The organism is Streptomyces sp. NPDC048644 (assembly GCF_043199105.1).
GTDB lineage: Bacteria > Actinomycetota > Actinomycetes > Streptomycetales > Streptomycetaceae > Streptomyces.
Map to the genome: position 1 here is coordinate 1 of NZ_JBICVO010000024.1, position 19704 is coordinate 19704.

General features: G+C 72.1%; 19 protein-coding genes. 14 read left to right on the forward strand and 5 right to left on the reverse strand.

Going from position 1 to position 19704, the window contains the following annotated elements:
- Positions 1–128 precede the first annotated feature (128 nt).
- The 3 genes from ACGFNI_RS33475 to hutI are packed head-to-tail and all read left to right on the forward strand — an operon-like array spanning position 129 to position 3930.
- Positions 129–1376: an allantoate amidohydrolase gene (locus tag ACGFNI_RS33475; protein WP_393689164.1), complete on the forward strand. Its 1248-nt coding sequence runs from the start codon at positions 129–131 to the stop codon at positions 1374–1376.
- The gene (locus tag ACGFNI_RS33480; RefSeq protein WP_393689166.1) at positions 1373–2728 is read left to right on the forward strand and encodes a formimidoylglutamate deiminase; all 1356 of its coding nucleotides are present in this window, start codon (positions 1373–1375) and stop codon (positions 2726–2728) included. The genes ACGFNI_RS33475 and ACGFNI_RS33480 overlap by 4 nt, the downstream gene beginning before the upstream one ends.
- Before the next feature lie 35 nt (positions 2729–2763).
- On the forward strand, positions 2764–3930 hold the full coding sequence (gene hutI / locus ACGFNI_RS33485) for an imidazolonepropionase (RefSeq protein WP_393689168.1): 1167 nt from the start codon (positions 2764–2766) through the stop codon (positions 3928–3930).
- Positions 3931–4053: 123 nt separating this feature from the next.
- Here hutI and ACGFNI_RS33490 read toward each other — a convergent pair whose 3' ends face one another.
- Positions 4054–4992, reverse strand: a complete 939-nt coding sequence (locus ACGFNI_RS33490) for an RNA polymerase sigma factor SigF (RefSeq protein WP_393689246.1) — start codon at positions 4990–4992, stop codon at positions 4054–4056.
- Positions 4993–5251: 259 nt separating this feature from the next.
- Between ACGFNI_RS33490 and ACGFNI_RS33495 the strand changes: the two genes are divergently transcribed.
- From ACGFNI_RS33495 to ACGFNI_RS33520, 6 genes are all read left to right on the forward strand, one after another.
- Positions 5252–5620, forward strand: a complete 369-nt coding sequence (locus ACGFNI_RS33495) for an STAS domain-containing protein (RefSeq protein ID WP_393689170.1) — start codon at positions 5252–5254, stop codon at positions 5618–5620.
- A gap of 173 nt (positions 5621–5793) precedes the next feature.
- Positions 5794–6300, forward strand: coding sequence for an ATP-binding protein (locus ACGFNI_RS33500; RefSeq protein WP_393689172.1), 507 nt, complete (start codon positions 5794–5796; stop codon positions 6298–6300).
- A gap of 233 nt (positions 6301–6533) precedes the next feature.
- Positions 6534–7262, forward strand: a complete 729-nt coding sequence (locus ACGFNI_RS33505; RefSeq protein ID WP_393689174.1) for an LPXTG cell wall anchor domain-containing protein — start codon at positions 6534–6536, stop codon at positions 7260–7262.
- Positions 7263–7409: 147 nt separating this feature from the next.
- Positions 7410–8330, forward strand: a complete 921-nt coding sequence (locus ACGFNI_RS33510; protein ID WP_393689176.1) for a hypothetical protein — start codon at positions 7410–7412, stop codon at positions 8328–8330.
- A complete protein-coding gene (locus ACGFNI_RS33515; RefSeq protein ID WP_393689178.1) occupies positions 8327–9433 on the forward strand; it encodes a hypothetical protein in 1107 nt (368 codons plus the stop codon). The genes ACGFNI_RS33510 and ACGFNI_RS33515 overlap by 4 nt, the downstream gene beginning before the upstream one ends.
- Before the next feature lie 47 nt (positions 9434–9480).
- Positions 9481–10851, forward strand: coding sequence for a hypothetical protein (locus ACGFNI_RS33520; RefSeq protein WP_393689247.1), 1371 nt, complete (start codon positions 9481–9483; stop codon positions 10849–10851).
- A 72-nt stretch (positions 10852–10923) separates the two neighbouring features.
- Here ACGFNI_RS33520 and ACGFNI_RS33525 read toward each other — a convergent pair whose 3' ends face one another.
- The gene (locus ACGFNI_RS33525) at positions 10924–12453 is read right to left on the reverse strand and encodes a peptide MFS transporter (RefSeq protein WP_393689180.1); all 1530 of its coding nucleotides are present in this window, start codon (positions 12451–12453) and stop codon (positions 10924–10926) included.
- Between the two features lie 480 nt (positions 12454–12933).
- Here ACGFNI_RS33525 and ACGFNI_RS33530 point away from each other — a divergent pair, with 480 nt between their 5' ends.
- Together ACGFNI_RS33530 and ACGFNI_RS33535 are read left to right on the forward strand one after the other, a co-directional pair.
- Positions 12934–13614 carry a response regulator transcription factor gene (locus ACGFNI_RS33530; protein WP_030086430.1) on the forward strand — a complete coding sequence of 227 codons (681 nt, stop codon included), beginning with the start codon at positions 12934–12936 and terminating at the stop codon, positions 13612–13614.
- Positions 13615–13716: 102 nt separating this feature from the next.
- Entirely contained in the window at positions 13717–14964 is a 1248-nt protein-coding gene (locus ACGFNI_RS33535; protein WP_393689182.1) for an ATP-binding protein, read from the forward strand.
- A gap of 22 nt (positions 14965–14986) precedes the next feature.
- Here the strand turns inward: ACGFNI_RS33535 and ACGFNI_RS33540 are convergent, their stop codons facing one another.
- Entirely contained in the window at positions 14987–15508 is a 522-nt protein-coding gene (locus tag ACGFNI_RS33540) for a GtrA family protein (protein WP_393689184.1), read from the reverse strand.
- Between the two features lie 117 nt (positions 15509–15625).
- The gene (locus ACGFNI_RS33545; RefSeq protein ID WP_393689186.1) at positions 15626–16084 is read right to left on the reverse strand and encodes a hypothetical protein; all 459 of its coding nucleotides are present in this window, start codon (positions 16082–16084) and stop codon (positions 15626–15628) included.
- 173 nt (positions 16085–16257) lie between these two features.
- Here ACGFNI_RS33545 and ACGFNI_RS33550 point away from each other — a divergent pair, with 173 nt between their 5' ends.
- The 3 genes from ACGFNI_RS33550 to ACGFNI_RS33560 are packed head-to-tail and all read left to right on the forward strand — an operon-like array spanning position 16258 to position 19210.
- Positions 16258–17463, forward strand: a complete 1206-nt coding sequence (locus tag ACGFNI_RS33550) for a 5-(carboxyamino)imidazole ribonucleotide synthase (RefSeq protein WP_393689187.1) — start codon at positions 16258–16260, stop codon at positions 17461–17463.
- Positions 17460–18014, forward strand: a complete 555-nt coding sequence (purE, locus tag ACGFNI_RS33555) for a 5-(carboxyamino)imidazole ribonucleotide mutase (RefSeq protein WP_393689189.1) — start codon at positions 17460–17462, stop codon at positions 18012–18014. Before ACGFNI_RS33550 ends, purE begins: the two co-directional genes overlap by 4 nt.
- Positions 18011–19210: a dipeptidase gene (locus tag ACGFNI_RS33560; RefSeq protein WP_393689191.1), complete on the forward strand. Its 1200-nt coding sequence runs from the start codon at positions 18011–18013 to the stop codon at positions 19208–19210. Before purE ends, ACGFNI_RS33560 begins: the two co-directional genes overlap by 4 nt.
- A gap of 78 nt (positions 19211–19288) precedes the next feature.
- Here ACGFNI_RS33560 and ACGFNI_RS33565 read toward each other — a convergent pair whose 3' ends face one another.
- Entirely contained in the window at positions 19289–19654 is a 366-nt protein-coding gene (locus tag ACGFNI_RS33565; protein ID WP_393689192.1) for a VOC family protein, read from the reverse strand.
- Positions 19655–19704: the final 50 nt, after the last annotated feature.

A 19704-nucleotide genomic window follows, 5' to 3' on the forward strand; every position in this document is an offset into this window, starting at 1 on the left:
GGCATGGGCGTCATCCGTCACGTGGACGCCGGATACGACATCGCCGAGAACGTCGCCACCGAACGCCACGTCCGCATCCCCATGCGCGAAGAAGGACCGGCGGCCACTGCGACCCAGGGCGGTCACGCATGAACTCCTCCTTCCACACCATGTGGGACGAGCTGCGGCCGATCGGCCGCGACTCCTCATCGGGCGGCTACCGCCGCGCCGCCTGGACCGGCGCCGACACCGACTGCCGCGCGTGGTTCCGGGCCCAGGCCGAGACCCGCGGGCTCTCCTACGAACTGGACCGCAACGGCAACCAGTGGGCCTGGCTCGGCGCCGCGTCATACACCGACGTGGCCGCGGGCGAGGCCGTCGTCACCGGCTCGCACCTGGACTCTGTGCCCGACGGCGGCGCCTTCGACGGGCCGCTGGGCGTCGTCTCCGGCTTCGCCGCCCTCGACGAACTCCGCCGCAGGGGAACGGAATTCGGCAAGCCGCTGGCCATCGTCAACTTCGGCGACGAGGAAGGCGCACGCTTCGGGCTCGCCTGCGTCGGCTCCCGGCTCACCGCGGGGCTGCTGACCCCCGAGGCCGCCCACGAACTGCGCGACGCGGAAGGCGTCACCCTGCCGCAGGCCATGGAACGCGCCGGATACGACCCGTCGGCCATCGGCCCCGACCGCGAACGGCTCGACCGCATCGGCGCGTTCGTCGAACTCCACGTCGAGCAGGGCCGCGCCCTCGACCTGACCGGCGACCCCGTGGGCATCGCCTCCGCGATCTGGCCGCACGGCCGCTGGCGGTTCGACTTCCACGGCGAGGCCAACCACGCGGGCACCACCCGCCTGGAGGACCGCCGCGACCCGATGCTCACCTACGCCGAGACCGTGCTCGCCGCGCGCGAGCAGGCCCGGCTGGCCGGCGCCCTGGCCACCTTCGCCAAGATCAGCGTCGAACCGAACGGCGTCAACGCGATCCCCTCGCTCGTCCGCGGCTGGCTGGACTCCCGCGCCGCCGACCAGGACACCCTGGACACGGTGACCAAGGAGATCGAGCGGGCCGCGACCGCACGCGGCGCCCGCGACGGCGTGGACGTCCGGGTCGTCCGCGAATCCTTCAGCCCCATCGTGGAGTTCGGGCACACGCTGCGCGACGAACTGAGCGCGATCCTCGGGCGGACCGGCGCGGGCGGCGCCCGTACCGTGCCGGTACTCGGCACCGGCGCGGGCCACGACGCGGGCATTCTGTCCGGCACCGTCCCCACCGCCATGCTGTTCGTCCGCAACCCCACCGGCGTCTCGCACTCACCCACCGAAACGGCGGCCGAGGACGACTGCGTCGCCGGAATCACCGCACTCGCCGACGTACTGGAAGGTCTCGTGCGCACATGACGACGCAGGGCACAACGATGTACTGGCTCGAACACGCCTGGCTCGGCACCCACGTCGAGCCCGGCGTGGCCGTGGACGTGGCGGACGGGCGGATCACGGCCGTCCGCACCGGCACCGCCACCCCGCCGCCCGGCGCCGTCGCGCTGCGCGGGCTGACCATCCCCGGCCTCGCCAACGCCCACTCGCACGCCTTCCACCGCGCCCTGCGCGGCACCGTGCAGGTCGGCTCCGGGACTTTCTGGACCTGGCGCGAGGTCATGTACGACATCGCGGGACGGCTCACCCCCGACAGCTACTACGCGCTCGCCCGCGCCGTCTACGCCGAAATGGCCCTGGCCGGCATCACCTGCGTCGGCGAGTTCCACTACCTGCACCACGCGCCGGGCGGCACCCCCTACGACGACCCCAACGCCATGGGTGAGGCGCTGATCGCCGCCGCGGCCGACGCCGGAATCCGGATCACCCTCCTCGACACCGCCTACCTCTCCGCCGGCTTCGGCGCCCCGCCCGGCCAGCACCAGCAGCGCTTCTCCGACGGCAGCGCCGACGCCTGGGCCGAACGCGCCGCCGCCCTCAAGGACGGCCGCGCACACGCCCGCATCGGCGCCGCCATCCACTCCGTACGCGCCGTGCCCGCGGAGCAGTTGGGCACCGTCGCGCAGTGGGCCGCGGCACGGCAGGCCCCGCTGCACGTCCACCTCTCCGAGCAGACCGCGGAGAACGACGCCTGCCGTGAGCACCACGGCTGCACCCCCACCCGGCTGCTCGCCGACCACGGCGCCCTCGGCCGCCGCACCACCGCCGTGCACGCCACCCACCTCACACCGGAGGACATCGGCCTGCTCGGCGGCACCGGCACCGGCGTCTGCATGTGCCCCACCACCGAACGCGACCTCGCCGACGGCATCGGCCCCGCGGTCCCACTCCAGCAGCACGGCAGCCCGCTGTCCCTCGGCAGCGACAGCCACGCCGTCATCGACCTGCTCGAAGAGGCCCGCGCCATGGAGCTGGACGAGCGCCTGCGCACCCGCACCCGCGGCCACTGGACGGCCGCGGCCCTGCTGCGCGCCGCGACCGCCGACGGTCACGCCGCCCTGGGCTGGGACGACGCCGGCACCCTCACCACCGGCGCACTCGCCGACTTCACCACGATCGCCCTGGACTCCGTACGCACCGCGGGCCCGCTGCCCCGACTGGCCGCCGAGACAGCGGTATTCGCCGCCTCCGCTGCCGACGTACGGCACACGGTCGTCGGCGGCCGGCAGATCGTCCGGGACGGGACGCACACACTGCTGCCCGACGTACCCACCGCACTCGCCGAAACCATCGCCGCCCTGCACGCGAGCGACTGACGCGCCCCCAGCGGCCGAAGGAGAACACCCCCGCGATGACGACCACCGCGCTCACCCACATCAACCAGCTCGTCACCAACGACCCCTCCCTCGGTGAAGGCCCCCTCGGTCTGATCCAGGACGCGGCCGTCGTCATCGACGGTGACCGCATCGCCTGGGTCGGTGCTTCCAGCAAAGCACCCGCCACTGACAACGCCGTCGACGCCGGCGGCAGGGCCGCCATCCCCGGCTTCGTCGACTCCCACTCCCACCTGGTGTTCGGCGGCGACCGCACCCAGGAGTTCAACGCCCGCATGTCGGGCCGCGCCTACTCGGCCGGCGGCATCCGCACCACCGTCGCCGCCACCCGCGCCGCCACCGACGCACAGCTCTCCGCCAACGTCGCGCACTACATGGCCGAGGCGCTGCGCCAGGGCACCACCACCTTCGAGACCAAGTCCGGCTACGGCCTGACCGTCGACGACGAGGCCCGCGCGCTGCGCATCGCCGCCACCCACACCGACGAGGTCACCTACCTCGGCGCGCACATCGTCTCGCCCGACTACGCGGACGACCCCGCCGCCTACGTCGATCTGGTCACCGGACCGATGCTGGACGCCTGCGCCCCGCACGCCCGCTGGATCGACGTGTTCTGCGAGAAGGGCGCCTTCGACGGCGACCAGGCGCGTGCCGTCCTCACCGCGGGGAAACAGCGCGGCCTGCTGCCGCGCATCCACGCCAACCAGCTCTCCTACGGCCCCGGAGTCCAGCTCGGCGTCGAACTGGACGCGGCGTCCGCCGACCACTGCACCCATCTCACGGACGCCGACATCGACGCGCTGGCGAACTCCGCCACCGTCGCCACGCTGCTGCCAGGAGCGGAGTTCTCCACCCGCGCGGTATGGCCCGACGCCCGCCGCATCCTGGACGCCGGGGCGACCGTCGCGCTCTCCACCGACTGCAACCCGGGCTCCTCCTTCACGTCCTCCATGCCGTTCTGCATCGCCCTCGCCGTCCGCGACATGAAGATGACGCCCGACGAGGCGCTCTGGGCGGCCACCGCGGGCGGTGCGCAGGCGCTGCGCCGCACCGACGTCGGCCGGATCGCCCCCGGCGCCCGCGCCGACCTCGCCCTGCTGGACGCCCCCTCCCACGTCCACCTCGCCTACCGGCCGGGCGTCCCGCTCGTCACGGACGTCTGGCACAAGGGAGTCAGGATCTGAACAGGGGCCGCGCGGGGCGGTAGCGCCCAGGACGCGGAGGAGGGCCCGTCCCGAGTCGCCCGGGGCAGGCCCTCCTTCGCGCGGGCGGCTGCCGGTCGGCGGACCGGCAGTGACCGCGACGGCTCACTCGTCGATCATCAGACCCTTGCGCAGTCGCACCAGGGTGCGTGAGAGCAGACGGGAGACGTGCATCTGGGAGATGCCGAGCTCCTCGCCGATCTCGGACTGGGTCATGTTGGCGACGAACCGCAGCGACAGTATCTTGCGGTCACGCGGCGGGAGTTCGGCGATCAGCGGCTTCAGGGACTCGACGTACTCGATGCCTTCGAGCCCGTGGTCCTCGTAGCCGATGCGGTCCGCCAGTGCGCCCTCGCTGTCGTCCTCCTCGGGCTGCGCGTCCAGCGAGCTCGCGGTGTACGCGTTGCTCGCGGCCATGCCTTCGACGACCTCGTCCTTGGTGATGCCGAGGCGTGCGGCCAGCTCGCCGACCGTGGGTGCACGGTCCAGCTTCTGCGCCAGTTCGTCACCGGCCTTGGCGAGGTCCAGACGCAGTTCCTGCAGTCGCCTGGGTACCCGCACCGACCAGCTGGTGTCGCGGAAGAAACGCTTGATCTCGCCGACGATGGTCGGCATGGCGAACGTCGGGAACTCGACGCCACGGTTGATTTCGAAGCGGTCGATCGCCTTTATCAGGCCGATGGTGCCGACCTGGACGATGTCCTCCATGGGTTCACTGCGGGAACGGAACCGGGAGGCCGCGAACTTCACCAGGGCGAGATTGAGTTCGACCAGAGTGTTGCGGACGTACGCGAATTCGTGGGTGCCTTCCTCCAGCGACTCCAGCCGCTCGAAGAGGGTTTTGGACAGGGCCCTCGCGTCCACCGGACCCACCTCGTCGAACGGGGGGATCTCGGGCAGCCCGTCGATGTCGGGAATTTCCGTGACATCGGATTCGGCGGGGACCGCCTGGGCAGGGATCTGCCCTGTCGGGTCGGACGGGGGTGTCGACGAGGTGTGCTGCCGGGTGTCGTCGGTGCGCAATTCGTCGAGCCGGGGTGACATGGTCTCCTCCATCGTTCTCGGCATATGGCTGCCGACGCCTCTACGTGAAGCTGCGGTGTGCGGCGCCTCCAAAGCCGGCCGTGTCGAATGTGTCTGTCTACGCCTACCTGGCTTTGCCGGAAGATGGCAAGTGTGCGATGTCCTTATTTCGTGCTATATGGCGATTGTTCGGCTACCCCTGCGTGAAACGAGGGCGTAGGGTTCTCGCGAGCGCAGTCATAGGCAATCGACGTCGAGACAGCAAGAGGGGTGCGCGCGCATGGACCGCGGGACGGTCGGCAGTGCGAGCCGAGGCCGGCTTCACGTCGAGATCCGGCATCACGGCGCCAGCGCGGTCGTGACCGCCGCCGGTGAATTGGATCACCACACCGCCGATCTGTTGCGTGAGTCGCTGGAGGGGTGCGTGGCGGACGGCTACGCGCGCCTCGTGGTCGACTGCTCCCCCCTGGAGTTCATGGACTCCACCGGGCTCAACGTGCTGCTCGGCGCCCGCCTGAAAGCGGAGGCCGCCGGGGGCGGGGTTCATCTGGCCGGAATGCAGCCGGTGGTCGCCCGGGTTTTCGAGATCACCGGCGCGGAGGCGGTTTTCACGGTGCATGACTCCCTTGACGAGGCACTGGCCGACTGAGGGTGACGCGGGCGGTCCGGAGGGTGGCATTCCGGGCACGTAGTCCGCGTCACAACTTCCGTACCCAAGAAGTGGGTGTTCTCACGGTCCGGTCGGGCAGGAGACATCTGAATCCGTTGAATCAGTCAGGTATCAGTTTCCGTGAAAAGGCGAATCGGTGAGGTGAAGCGCTGATGAGCACCACCCGGCCGTACCCGCCGGGCGATCTCGGCCCGGAACCGGGCAGCGCCGGTGCTTCCGCCGCCGCCCCGGCCTCCGCCGCCGCCCCGGCCGGTCAGGTCCGCAGGCTGCGCCTGGCAGGCACCAAGGGGGCCGTGGCACGCGCCCGCGACTTCGCCAGGGAAGCCCTCCAGGACTGGGGCTGGCTGCCGGCTGCCACCGCCGACCAGCGGGCCGCCGCCGAGGATGTGCTGCTCGTCGTCTCCGAGTTGGTGACCAACGCCTGCCTGCACGCCGAGGGCCCCGAGGAACTGCGGCTGCGCTGCGCGTCCAAGGTGCTGCGCCTGGAGGTCAGTGACCTCGGCGCCGGATCGCCCGCGCCCCGCACCCCGCACCGGGCGGGCCGGCCCGGCGGGCACGGCATGTTCATCGTCCAACGGCTCTGCCTGGACTGGGGTGTTGTGCGCAACGCCGACGGCGCGGGCAAGACGGTGTGGGCCGAGCTGGCCGCACCGTCCTGAGCCGTACCGCCGTGCGGCTGCCCGGTCAGGGCGCCGGGGCAGCTGCTGTGTGACCGAAGTCGAGGGCGCGGACCTGCGGGTCCGCGCCCTCGTCCGTCACGGCCGGCAGACCCCGCCCGATCCGGGCTGTGCTGTGTCTTCCCTCGGCACGGTCCCCGGCGTACCTTGACGCCCAATCTGATGTGCCGTCAGTTGCCAAGAGGCGGTGCTCGACCGGGAGAAGGGATGTCGAGGTGACCCGCTTCCATGCACAGCGCACCAGCCACCCGCGCCGTACGGCCACGCTGGCCGCGGCCGTGGCGGCAGCGGCGGGGTCGGCGGTGATGCTGGCCGCACCGGCCGCGCAGGCCGACGTCGTCGACGTCAACTACCAGTGCAAGACGCCCATCGGCAACAAGGGCGCGGTCTCGCCCATCGACATCAAGGGCACTCCGGACGGCGGCGGGTACAAGCTCGTGATGTCGTTCCAGAAGGGTGTCTCCTCCAGCCCCGTCGAGCTGGGCAAGGGCGCCATGAAGCCGTCCGCGCTGATCAAGCTGGGCGGTGCGGAGAGCGGCACGGTGCCGGTGTCGGGGCCGACGAACGACAAGGCGATTCCGGCCAACACCCCCATCAAGATCAGCGACTTGAGCGGTACGTACACCCCCAAGAGCAGCGGGAAGGTGACGTTCACGGCGTCCACGCTCACCATCAAGGCGCTGGGCACCACGACCACGTGCACGCCGAGCAACAGCCCCAAGCCCTCGCTGACCTTGGACGTCAAGGGCTCGGGCGGGAGCAGCGGCGGCAGTTCGGGCGGTACGGGCGGCTCGACGGGCGGCGGTTCCGGCGGTTCGCCCGGCACCCTGCCGCAGACCGGACCGGCCGATTCCGCCCTCGCCCTCGGCACGCTCGGCGGCACGGTGCTGCTGGCCGGCGCGGCGGGCGGCCTCTGGCTCACCCGCCGCAGGCAGCGGGTGTGACCCGGGGCGGCCCGCCGCCCCGCCCGTACCGGCGGCCACGCAACTCCGCCACCACCGGCACCGCTTGACGCCGCCGCGCCCCGCGCCCCGGCGTCAGGCGATGCGCCCGCACCCGCACCGTATGCGTACGAGCACCAGGAGCCGCCGATGCCGTTCCGTAGCCGCGCAGGGGTCACCGGCGCCGCCCTCACCGCCGCCGTGCTGCTGTGCCCCGCCGCTGTGGCCGGGGCCGCCCCCGTACCGGACGCGCCGTCCGGAGCGGGCCTGACGGCCGCGCCCGCACCCGGCAGCGGGACCGGGACCGGCGACCGCGGCCGTCCGTACTTCTACCTGGAGGGCGGCCCCGGCACCGTCATGAAGGACCGGCTGGCGCTCACCAACCCGGCGGACCGGGCCCGTACCGTCCGGCTGCGCGGCGCGGACAGCGGGGCGTGGCTGGTGCCCGCGGCCCGGGAGGTCAGGATTCCGGCGCGGACGCGGGCGACGGTGCCGTTCACCGTGACGGTGCCCGCCGACGCGCCGCCCGGCGACCACCCGGGGGAGCTGATCGCCGAGGACGGCGGGCGGAAGGTGAGCGTCCGCGTCCATCTGCGGGTGACCGGGCCCGCGCTCTCGGCGCTGACCGTCGAGAACGTCTCGGTCACCGCACGCGGGGACGCGGCGGAGATCCACTACGCGCTGGTCAACCGCGGCACCACCGTGCTCACCCCGCGGCTCGCGGTACGCGCCGACGGCGTCTTCGGGCCCGTACTGCGGCGCGCGGCCCGCACGCTGCCGGTCAGGCTGCCTCCGGGGCGGCGCGTCGAACGCACCGAAACCTGGCCCGATCCGCCCGCCCTGGACGCGGTGGACGTCACGCTCACCGCCACGGCGGGCGGCGGCGCGCACGGCACGGCCGAGGCCCGCTACACCCCCGTCCCGCGGGGCCCGCTCGGCGGCGCCGCGCTCGTCCTCCTGGCGGGGGCGGGCGGCTGGGCACTACGGCGCAGACGGCGGCGGGCGGCGGGAGCGCACGGCGAAGCAGACGACGGCGTAAGGGACGTGATGCGTGTGGGAGCCCCCTCGTGAAGCGCGGGACGCGGCGCCGGGCCGGTCCGTACCACTCCCGCATCGCCGCCGCGCTCGCCCTCTGCGCGGCGCTGGTGCTCCCGGTGCCGCCCGCCGCCGTGGCCGCCACCGCGCGCAGCGCCGCCGCCGCGCCGTCGGCGCAGGTCTCCGACAAGGAGGCGGGCACCGGCGGCACGGTGACCGTGACCGGGCGCGGCTGGCGGCCGAAGGCCCTGCTCACGCTGCTGATCTGCGGACAGAACATGATCGGCGGCACCAACTCCTGCGCCAACGGCGACGGTCGGGCCACCACCACCGACGCACACGGCGCGTTCCGCAAGCGCCTGCAGGTCGCCGAACCGCCCAAGCCCTGCCCCTGCGTGGTGCACGTGGCGACGGTGACCGGCGAGGCGGCAGCGGCGGACGTCGCGTTCAAGGTGGCGGGCCACCCCGTGGCGCCGCTGCCCAAGGAGGGCGCGGGCGGCCGGCTCGCGCTGGTCGCACAGCCGGAACTGGCGGGCAGCAGCGGCCTGTTGACCTGGTTCGGCGCCCCGCCGCAGCGCCGCCTGACCTTCACGGTCGGCAACCTCGGCTCGACACCGGCCAAGGACCCGGTGTTCAAGGTCGGGACCTCGCACGGCGTCTTCGCCCCCGAGTGGGAGGAACAGCAGTGGCGGGGAACCGTCGCCGCAGGGAAGAAGGCGCGGATCACCCTGCCCGTGGAGCTGGCGGCCGGCGCGCACGGGGACTACCAGGTCTCCCTGGAGTACGGCGGCAAGCTGCTGGCCGATGAGCCCTGGGGGGTCGGCAGGCCGTGGGGGGTGACGCTCTTCTGGGTGCTGCTGTGCGTGGTGATCCCGACGGCGGTCTTCCGGATCGGCATGGCGGTCGTCGACCGGATACGCCCGCGCCCGGCCCCCTCGTCCCGCACCCCCGCCGCGCCAGGACCGCGTGTCCCGGCCCGCGTGGCCGCCCGGTGGCGGCGCGGGCGGGCCCCCGTACCCGGCGGCGGGGCCGACGCGTCCGCACCTGCGGACGCCCAGGCCACGCTGCCCTGGTTCACCCCGGACGCCGCACCGTCCACCACCACATCAGGACAACGACCGACGTCGAAGGGGACCTAGTGAAGAGACAACGAAGCAGAGCGGGGGTGGCGGCGGGCGCCGCGCTGATGCTCGCGGGGGCGGGCATCGTGGCCACGGCAGGGACCGCCCGCGCGGCGGACGTGGCGTACAAGACGGAGTGCAAGCCGCCGCCGATCTCGGGGCTGCCCGCGATCAAGGGCACCACGAAGGTGACGGTGACCGCGCCGGCCACGGCGAAGGTGGGCGACGAGGTCGAGGTGGTGTGGAAGACGGTGGAGGCCGCCTCCAAGAACCCCGACATCCTCGACCTGGACAAGGACACCGTGCAGCCCACCGGCACGATCAAGGTGGCGGGCGCGCAGACCGGCGACCTGGCGATGCAGGGGCCGCGGCAGAATCCGCCGATCCCCAAGAACAGCCCGATGAAGCTGCCGGACATGAAGGGCACGCTGAAACTGGAGAAGCCGGGAGAGGTCACCCTCGCGCCCGGCTTCTACAACATCAACGTCAACAAGCCGATCTCCACGGACACCAAGTGCACACCCGACGAGGAGGTGCCGCCCGCGGTCACGATCAAGGTCTCCGACGGCGGGGGCAGCGGCGGCACGACGGCGGGCACGAGCGGCGGGGAGTCCGGCGCGGGCGGTACGGACGCCGGGGGCACGGATTCCGGCGGTACGGACGCGGGCGGTACGGATTCCGGCGGTACGGATTCCGGCGGTACGGACTCGGGCGGCAGCACGAGCGGCGGGACCAGCGCCGGTTCCACGGGCGGTTCCGGAGGTGACCCCGACGGCACCGCCTACCAGGGCAAGGAACTGGAGGTGCCGTACGCCTGCAAGACACCCATCGGGGACAAGAAGGCGACCTCGCCGGTGCGGATCAACGGCGTGAAGAAGGGCGGCGGTTACGACCTGACGGTGAAGTTCAGCAAGTCCGTGATGGACAGCCCGGCCGACATCCCCAAGGGCTCGGTCACCCCGTCGATGGACGTGAAGGTGGGCGGCGCCGACAAGGGCACGGTGAAGGTGACCGGGCCTGCCAACGCCGGGCCCATCAAGTCGGGGCAGCCGATCGAGATCCCCGACCTCAAGGGCACCTACAAGCCGGGCGCCACCGGCAAGGCGACGCTGACACCGGGCGTGCTCACCGTCAAGGCGCTCGGGACGACCACCACCTGCACCCCGGAGAAGGACCCCGGCGTCTCCCTGGCGCTGGACACCTCGGCCCAGCCGGGCGGTACGTCGGGCGGCACGTCCGGCGGGACCTCGGGCGGCGCCGCATCCGGCGGCAGTGCGGGCGGCGCGCAGACGGCCGGTGGCAGCGCGGGCGGCCTGGCCGACACGGGGGCGAGCGACCACGGCGCCCTGACCGCGCTCGGCCTCTTCGCCGGCACCGTCCTCCTGCTCGGCGGCGCGGTCTTCACCTTCACCCCGTGGCGGCGGCTGCGCCGCTGACCCCGGGAGACCGGCACGCGGAAGGGCCCGGCACGCAGCGGCGCGCCGGGCCCTTCCGATGGGACGCGGACGTCAGTGCACGTCGCCCATCAGACCCGTGATCTTCTTGCGGTTGAACCAGATCGCGACACCGGCCAGGGCCGCCAGCGCGGCCTCCGCGGCCAGCACCCCCACACCGCTCAGATCGGCTCCCGCCGTGGACAGCAGGCTGACCACGCAGTCACCCGCGGTGACGGCGAGGAACCAGACACCCAGCATCTGGCTGGCGTACTTCTGCGGGGCCAGCTTGGTGGTCACCGACAGACCGACAGGGGAGAGGCACAGCTCGCCCATGGTCTGGATCATGTAGACCATGATCAGCCACATCGGGCTGACCTTCGTGCCGTCCGCCGACATCTGCATCGGGACGATGAAGACGAAGTACGAGATGCCGATCAGCACCATCGCCATGGCGAACTTGATCGTGGTGCTCGGCTCCTTGGCGCGCTTGGCCAGGGCCAGCCACAGCCAGGCGAAGACCGGGGCCAGGGCCATCACCCAGAGCGGGTTTATCGCCTGGAACCAGGTCGACGGGAAGCCGAGCCCGAAGACGTTGTCCGCGGTGTTCTTCTCGGCGAAGCCGCTCAGCGTGGAGCCGGCCTGGTCGAAGATCATCCAGAAGACGGCAGCCGCGACGAAGAACCAGACGTAGCCGCTGACCTTGGTCTGCTCCTCGTCCGACAGATCCTTGTCGCGCTTGATGCGGACCAGCACGGAGACCGGGATGATCAGGCCGAGCAGCGCGATCGGGATGAGCGCCCAGTTCAGCGTGAAGGTGCCGGTGCCGATGACGATGCCGTAGAAGACCGCGGCGATGATCAGCCAGATCAGGCCCTTGCGCAGCCAGGCATTGCGCTCCTGGACCGCGAGCGGGGTCGGGACCGCGCTGCTCTGCGGGTTCAGGTGGCGGGTGCCGATCAGGAACTGCACCAGGCCGAAAGCCATGCCGAGCGCGGCGGCGGCGAAGCCCAGGTGCCAGTTGACGCTCTGGCCGATCGTGCCGACGATCAGCGGGGCGGTGAAGGCACCGATGTTGATGCCGATGTAGAAGAGGGTGAAGCCGCCGTCACGACGCGGGTCCTGCGGACCGTCGTAGAGGTGCCCGACCATCGTCGAGATGTTGGCCTTCAGCAGACCGGATCCCAGAGCGACCAGCGCCAGGCCGGCGAAGAACATCCCCTGTCCGGGGAGTGCCAGCGTGAGGTGGCCGAGGATCACGACGCTCGCACCGATGGCGACCGTCTTGCGCGGACCCCACACACGGTCACCGAACCAGCCGCCGGGCATGGCGAGCAGGTAGACCATCGCGAGGTAGACGGCGTAGATCGCCGACGCGGTGGCCATCGTCATGGCCAGGCCGCCACCCTGGGCCCCGGGCTTGGCATCCGCGCCGCCGGAAATCAGGTAAAGCACGAGCAAGGCCCGCATGCCGTAGAAGCTGAAGCGCTCCCACATCTCGGTCATGAAGAGAGTGGCCAGTCCGCGGGGGTGGCCGAAGAAGGTCTTACCGCCTTGTGCAGGGTTCCCCTGCGGGGCGGCGTCCTTCGTCAGGCTGGACGCCATGGTGCTTCCTTGGTCTGCTCGGGACGCGCTGACGAGGCGTTACGCGCCCGGGTGGGGGTGACCGGCACCGGCGTACACCTTGCCCGCCCCCACGTCCGAGGGGTTCGACCCCACACGCGGAGGAATCGGCAGGACGGTCGTACACCGGGATCCACGCCCCCCGTGCTTTCTGGCGCGGCGGACCCGGTCGACAGGTCGATCACTGTGTTGCGGGGACGGTGGTACCGGCCCTGCACACAACAGGGGACCGATGACCCCAGTTGAGAGTCACGGGCCCCAGCGGCTGTGCGATGGACGTCCGGCCACCATACGTCCCGTATACGCACCGTTGGGAGGGGTGAGACAACGCTCACATTCGCACAGGGAACCGTTCGTGCCGCCGCGTGCGCGCCGTACCGGTTCGTGGCGCGGGCGCGCGTGGGCGTCGCCGGTCGTGCCCGCTCGACCCGGTGGTCCAACGCATCGGACTACCATCGGGCCATGACCCGTGTACTGCTCGCCGAGGATGACGCGTCCATCTCGGAGCCGCTCGCCCGCGCACTGCGCCGCGAGGGTTACGAAGTCGAGGTGCGCGAGGACGGCCCCACGGCGCTCGACGCCGGTCTCCAGGGGAACATCGACCTGGTCGTGCTCGACCTGGGCCTGCCCGGCATGGACGGCCTGGAAGTCGCCCGCCGGCTGCGCAACGAAGGCCATTCCTTCCCCATCCTGGTGCTGACCGCCCGCGCCGACGAGGTGGACACCGTCGTCGGCCTGGACGCCGGTGCCGACGACTACGTCACCAAGCCCTTCCGGCTCGCCGAACTCCTCGCCCGTGTCCGCGCGCTGCTGCGCCGCGGCTCCACCGCCGAACCCCAGCAGCCGCCCGCCACCCACGGCGTGCGCATCGACGTCGAGTCGCACCGCGCGTGGATGGGCGACGAGGAACTCCAGCTCACCGCGAAGGAGTTCGACCTGCTGCGGGTGCTGGTGCGGGACGCAGGACGGGTCGTCACCCGCGACCAGCTGATGCGCGAGGTCTGGGACACCACCTGGTGGTCGTCCACCAAGACGCTGGACATGCACATCTCCTGGCTCCGCAAGAAGCTCGGTGACGACGCCGCCAACCCGCGCTACATCGCCACCGTCCGCGGCGTCGGCTTCCGCTTCGAGAAGAGCTGACGCACCCCAGGGGGCGCACAAGGCTCCCCCGGGTCCGTCCGCGGCCCGGCCGCCGGGCGGGAAGCCGAGTTCGACCACCGCAATTCCCGCCCGGAGGGCACCGTGCGCCGCCGCCTCATCAACTCCACCCTCGCCGTGGTGCTCGTCGTGATCGCCGTGTTCGGCGTCTCGCTGGTCATCGTCGAGACCCGCACGATCCAGGCGGGCGCGGAGGAGAGCGTGGCCTCCGAGGCGGTCCGGCTGGTGGGGATCGTGGAGAGCCGTCTCGGCAGCGGCGAGAAGATCACGCCGGAGATCCTCTCCGAGCAGATCACCGCCAAGCGGTACGCGCAGATCAAGGTGCCGGGCAAGGGGCCCATCGAGATCGGCAAGCGGCCCGCGGGCGACGTCATCGCCTCCCGGGTCGAGGGGGACCGCGGCGAGGTGGTCACCGTCCAGGAATCCCGCGCCACGGTGAACGAGGAGATCGGCAGGACGCTCCTGATCATCCTGGCCGTCGCGCTGCTGGCGATCATCGCCGCCGTGATCCTGGCCGTCCGGCAGGCCCGCAGGCTGACCGCGCCGCTCACCGACCTCGCCGAGACCGCCGAGCGCCTGGGCTCGGGCGACCCGCGCCCGCGCCACCGCCGCTACGGCGTCCAGGAACTCGACCGGGTCGCCGACGTCCTGGACGCCAGCGCCGAGCGGATCGCACGGATGCTGACCGCCGAGCGCCGGCTGGCGGCCGACGCATCCCACCAGCTGCGCACCCCGCTGACCGCGCTGTCCATGCGCCTGGAGGAGATCACGGTCACCGACGATCCGGACACCGTGAAGGAAGAGGCCACCATCGCGCTGGCCCAGGTGGAGCGGCTGACGGACGTCGTGCAGCGGCTGCTGACCAACTCCCGCGACCCGCGTTCCGGATCCGCGGTCGCCTTCGACCTGGACGAGGTCGTCAAGCAGCAGATCGAGGAGTGGCGGCCCGCCTACCGCAGTGCGGGGCGGGCGATCGTGCGCTCCGGCAAGAAGGCGCTGCGGGCGGTCGGCACGCCCGGCGCGGTGGCACAGGTGCTGGCCACCCTCATCGAGAACTCGCTGATGCACGGCGCAGGTACGGTCGCGCTGCGCACCCGCGTCACCGGCAACCAGGCGGTCGTCGAGGTTACCGACGCCGGGCCCGGCGTACCGCCCGACCTCGGCTCGCGGGTCTTCGAGCGCACCGTCTCCGGCCGCAATTCGACCGGCCTCGGCCTCGCGGTCGCCCGCGATCTGGCGGAGGCGGACGGCGGCCGTCTTGAACTGCTCCAGCAGCACCCGCCGGTGTTCGCGCTGTTCCTGGCCCGCGAGGCGGAGCCCGCCGACCTGTGAAAGGCCCTGGCGGGTAAAGGTCCTAGCGGGGCGAGGAACCGTACGGCTGCGGCCGGCGTTCCGGCTCGCCTGCGAGGAGTTTCTCGGCGCTCTCCACGGCGGCGCGCGCCGGGAGGGCGGTGCGGAAGACCCAGGTGCGGTACGACCAGAAGCGGAAGAGGGTGGCGATCCCGATGCCGAGGAACTTGAAGACGTTGCTCTGGAGCGGGGTGTCCCAGTCGAAGCCGTACGTCGCGACGTAGAGCACGCCGTTCTCGATGACCAGGCCGATGACGCTGAACAGCAGGAAGAGCGTCAGCTCGCGGGTGCGGCCCTGCTTGTCGCGGTCGCGGTAGGTGAAGTAGCGGTAGCCGAGGTAGTTGGTGACGGTCGCGACGACCGTCGCCACCACGCTGGCCCGGACCACGGGCAGCTCCGTCAGATGCCGCACGAGGTTGAACACCGCGAAGTTCACGAAGACCCCGGCGCCGCCGACGGCACCGAATTTGACGACTTCCCGCATGAGCGCATCCAGCCGGGACCGCAGTGCGCTCCGTTCACTCATGGTGATCGTTCAGCTCCCTGTCGGTGGCGGATGCGCGCACCGACGTCCCGGTCCGCCCCCACATGCTAACGACCGTCCTGAGGCCGTGCCCGCGCCTCGTCGCGGGCCGTCACGGTGTCATCCCACGGTGATCCGGAAGTTCAGGCTCCGGGCGCCGGGCTCCTCCGCCGCACCCGGGCCGCACTCCCGGCAGCGCAGCAACCTGAGGTCCGTACGGCCCGCGGCGACCGCGACGAAGTCCAGGTAGCGGGTGGGGGTGGGACCGGCGGGCGGCGGGGCTCCCGTCCTGACGTGGCCGCCCGCCGGCCTCAGGACGGCCGGGTCGGGGGCCGGGGCGGCGACGGCCCAGCGGGCGCCGCCTGCGGTGCGGGGCAGCTGCACCGAGAAGTGGTCGCCCACCGACACCACGATCTCGGCGCTGCGCGGGCCGAAGACCATCGGCCCGGTCAGCTGGGAGATCACCGAGTACACCGCGATCAGCAGCGCGGCGATGGCCACCGCAGGCACCAGCAGCCGGGAATCCCAGGCCGGCCGCCCCGGTATGCCGCCCTTCGAGCCCTGCCCGTTCTTCTCCATGCCCGCTGCCCCCTCTGCCGTCGCCCGTCCCGCGCCGGTGCCCGTCCCGTACGGGTGCGCCGCCCCTCCCGGTGATCTTCCCGCGGCGCCCGCCACCCCCCGCGGACACCGGACCTTGGAGGATCCCCCAAGGCGCTGTCGGGGTGGTGCGGCCGGGCGGATACCCTGGGGGCGTGACGTTCCCGGTAGTCGGCATGGTCGGTGGCGGTCAGCTCGCCCGTATGACCCACGAGGCGGGTATCCCCCTCGGCATCAAGTTCAAGCTCCTCAGTGACACCCCGCAGGATTCGGCGGCCCAGGTGGTGAGCGACGTCGTCATCGGCGACTATCGCGACCTGGACACGCTGCGTGCCTTCGCGCGCGGCTGCGATGTCATCACCTTCGATCACGAGCACGTGCCCACCGAGCACTTGAGGGCGCTGGAGGCCGACGGTATCCCCGTACGGCCGGGCCCGGCCGCCCTGGTGCACGCGCAGGACAAGGGTGTGATGCGCGCGAAGCTGGACGCGATCGGCGCGCCCTGTCCGCGGCACCGCCTGGTGACGGATCCCGCGGATGTCGCGGCCTTCGCCGCCGAGCTGGCGGGTGACGGCGCGCGGGACGCGGCCGGAGGGCAGTGGCCGCAGGACGGCGAGGGCGGCCTCCCGGTGGTCCTCAAGACCGTCCGCGGCGGCTACGACGGCAAGGGTGTCTGGATCGTACGATCCTCCAAGGAGGCGGCCGAGCCGTTCCGCGCCGGAGTGCCGGTACTCGCCGAGGAGAAGGTCGGCTTCGTCCGCGAACTGGCCGCCAACGTCGTCCGCTCGCCGCACGGCCAGGCCGTCGCCTATCCCGTCGTGGAGTCCGTCCAGGTCGACGGCGTCTGCGACACGGTCATCGCCCCGGCGCCAGGGCTGGGCGAAGACCTCTCGGCGCGGGCGCAGGAGCTGGCGCTGCGGATCGCCGCCGAACTGGACGTCGTCGGGCACCTCGCCGTCGAGCTGTTCGAGGTCAGGGATGCCGACGGCGAGCCCGTGGTGCTGGTCAACGAACTCGCGATGCGCCCGCACAACTCCGGCCACTGGACCCAGGACGGCGCCATCACCTCACAGTTCGCCAACCACGTCCGCGCCGTGCTCGACCTCCCGCTCGGCGACCCGCGCCCGCGCGCCCCCTGGACGGTGATGGCCAACGTACTCGGCGGCGACTTCCCGGACATGTACTCCGCGTACCTGCATTGCATGGCACGCGACCCGCAGTTGAAGATTCACATGTACGGAAAGGATGTGAAGCCCGGCCGCAAGGTCGGCCACGTCAACACCTACGGCGACGACCTGGCCGACGTGCGCGAGCGCGCCGCGCACGCCGCCGGCTACCTGCGAGGAACGATCACCGAATGATCTCCAGCCCCTCCGGCACACCCGCCGCCCCGCTCATCGGCATCGTCATGGGCTCCGACTCCGACTGGCCCGTCATGGAGGCAGCCGCCAAGGCGCTCGACGAGTTCGAGATCCCCTACGAGGTCGATGTCGTCTCCGCGCACCGCATGCCGCGCGAGATGATCGCGTACGGCGAGGAAGCGGCAGGACGCGGCCTGAAGGCGGTCATCGCGGGCGCCGGAGGGGCCGCGCACCTGCCGGGGATGCTCGCCTCGGTCACCCCGCTGCCGGTCATCGGCGTGCCGGTGCCGCTGAAGTACCTGGACGGCATGGACTCGCTGCTGTCCATCGTGCAGATGCCCGCCGGGGTGCCGGTCGCCACCGTCTCGGTCGGCGGCGCCCGCAACGCCGGACTGCTCGCCGTCCGGATCCTCGCCGCCCACGACGCCGAACTCCGCGCCCGGATGCGGGACTTCCAGCAGGAGCTGAACGACCAGGCGACCGAGAAGGGCAAGCGGCTGCGCAACAAGGTCGCCTCCCCGGCCGGCTTCGGCTTCGGGGGCACCAAGTGAGCGCCGAGCTGGACGCCGCGCGGGAACTGCTGGCCCGCTGGCCCGTCGTGGACGGCCACAACGACCTGCCCTGGGCGCTGCGCGAGCAGGTCGGCTACGACCTCGACCGGCGCGACATCGCCGCCGACCAGTCGGCGTTCCTGCACACCGACATCCCGCGGCTGCGGGCCGGCGGCGTCGGCGCGCAGTTCTGGTCGGTGTACGTACGGGCCGACTACGCGGGCGACAAGGCGGTCAGCGCCACCCTCGAACAGATCGACGTGGTGCGGCAGTTGGCCGCCCGCTACCCGGACGAGCTGCGCCTGGCGCTCACCGCCGACGACATGGAGACGGCCCGCGCCGACGGCCGGATAGCGTCCTTGATGGGCGCCGAGGGCGGCCACTCCATCCACAACTCGCCGGCCACCCTGCGGGCCCTGCACCGGCTGGGCGTCCGCTACATGACGCTCACCCACAACGACACCATCGACTGGGCGGACTCGGCGACCGACGAGCCGCGGCACAACGGTCTGACCGCCTTCGGCGAAGAGATCGTGCGGGAGATGAACCGCTGCGGGATGCTCGTCGACCTCTCGCACGTCGCGGCCACCACCATGCGCGACGCGCTGCGCACCAGCCGGGCGCCGGTGATCTTCTCGCACTCGTCGGCCCGCGCCGTGTGCGATCACCCGCGCAACATCCCCGATGACGTACTGGCTCAGCTCCCCGCCAACGGCGGCGTCGCGATGGCCACCTTCGTCCCGAAGTTCGTGCTGCCCGCCGCCGTCGAGTGGACCCGGCAGGCCGACGAGAACATGCGCGCCCACGGCCTGCACCACCTCGACACCACCGAGGAGGGCATGGCGGTGCACCGCGCCTTCGAGGCCGCCCACCCGCGGCCGAAGGCCACCGCCGCCACCGTCGCCGACCACCTCGACCACATGCGCGAGGTGGCGGGCGCCGACCACATCGGCATCGGCGGCGACTACGACGGCACCGCCTTCACCCCGGACGGCCTCGCCGACGTCGCCGGATACCCGCACCTGATCGCCGAGTTGCAGCGCCGCAAGTGGTCCGAGGCCGACCTCGCGAAGCTCACCTGGAAGAACGCGGTCCGGGTGCTGCGCGCCGCCGAGGACGTGGCCCGCGACGAGCAGGCGAGCCGCCCGCCGTCGGTGGCCACCATCGAGCAGCTGGACGGTCCTGGCCAGGGCTGACCTGCGCACCACAGGACGACGGCGGGCCGCACCCGGACACCCCGGGGGCGGCCCGCCGTCGTCTGCGGCGCGGACCGCTCAGCGCAGGCACAGACAGAACGGATGGCCCGCGGGGTCGAGGTAGACCCGGAAGGTCCGCCCGGGTGCGTCCGGCTGCACCAGTTCGGCGCCGAGGTCCAGCACCCGGCGCTCCGCCTCGTCGATGGCCTCGCGGGCCACGTCGAAGTCGAGGTGGAGCTGCTGCGGGTGCTCCTGCCCCGGCCAGTGCGGCGGGGCGTAGTCGTCGACGCGCTGGAAGGCGAGCTGCCGCCCGGCGGGCCCGGTGGCCACGACCCAGTCGCCGTCGCCGCTCACCTCCCAGTCCAGCGCCGCGGCGTAGAAGCCGGCGAGCGCCTGCGCGTCGGGGCAGTCCAGGACGACGGGGCCGGGGACGATGAGAGACATCGTTACCTCCTGAATGGGTTAACCGGTAACTGCGTTACCGCATCATTGCC

Bases quoted from the DNA above. Each gene is read 5' to 3' on its own strand.
- ACGFNI_RS33475 (WP_393689164.1), top strand. From the start codon at position 129: ATGAACTCCTCCTTCCACACCATGTGGGACGAGCTGCGGCCGATCGGC.
- ACGFNI_RS33480 (WP_393689166.1), top strand. From the start codon at position 1,373: ATGACGACGCAGGGCACAACGATGTACTGGCTCGAACACGCCTGGCTC.
- hutI (WP_393689168.1), top strand. From the start codon at position 2,764: ATGACGACCACCGCGCTCACCCACATCAACCAGCTCGTCACCAACGAC.
- ACGFNI_RS33490 (WP_393689246.1), bottom strand. From the start codon at position 4,992: ATGTCACCCCGGCTCGACGAATTGCGCACCGACGACACCCGGCAGCAC.
- ACGFNI_RS33495 (WP_393689170.1), top strand. From the start codon at position 5,252: ATGGACCGCGGGACGGTCGGCAGTGCGAGCCGAGGCCGGCTTCACGTC.
- ACGFNI_RS33500 (WP_393689172.1), top strand. From the start codon at position 5,794: ATGAGCACCACCCGGCCGTACCCGCCGGGCGATCTCGGCCCGGAACCG.
- ACGFNI_RS33510 (WP_393689176.1), top strand. From the start codon at position 7,410: ATGCCGTTCCGTAGCCGCGCAGGGGTCACCGGCGCCGCCCTCACCGCC.
- ACGFNI_RS33520 (WP_393689247.1), top strand. From the start codon at position 9,481: ATGCTCGCGGGGGCGGGCATCGTGGCCACGGCAGGGACCGCCCGCGCG.
- ACGFNI_RS33525 (WP_393689180.1), bottom strand. From the start codon at position 12,453: ATGGCGTCCAGCCTGACGAAGGACGCCGCCCCGCAGGGGAACCCTGCA.
- ACGFNI_RS33530 (WP_030086430.1), top strand. From the start codon at position 12,934: ATGACCCGTGTACTGCTCGCCGAGGATGACGCGTCCATCTCGGAGCCG.
- ACGFNI_RS33540 (WP_393689184.1), bottom strand. From the start codon at position 15,508: ATGAGTGAACGGAGCGCACTGCGGTCCCGGCTGGATGCGCTCATGCGG.
- ACGFNI_RS33545 (WP_393689186.1), bottom strand. From the start codon at position 16,084: ATGGAGAAGAACGGGCAGGGCTCGAAGGGCGGCATACCGGGGCGGCCG.
- purE (WP_393689189.1), top strand. From the start codon at position 17,460: ATGATCTCCAGCCCCTCCGGCACACCCGCCGCCCCGCTCATCGGCATC.
- ACGFNI_RS33565 (WP_393689192.1), bottom strand. From the start codon at position 19,654: ATGTCTCTCATCGTCCCCGGCCCCGTCGTCCTGGACTGCCCCGACGCG.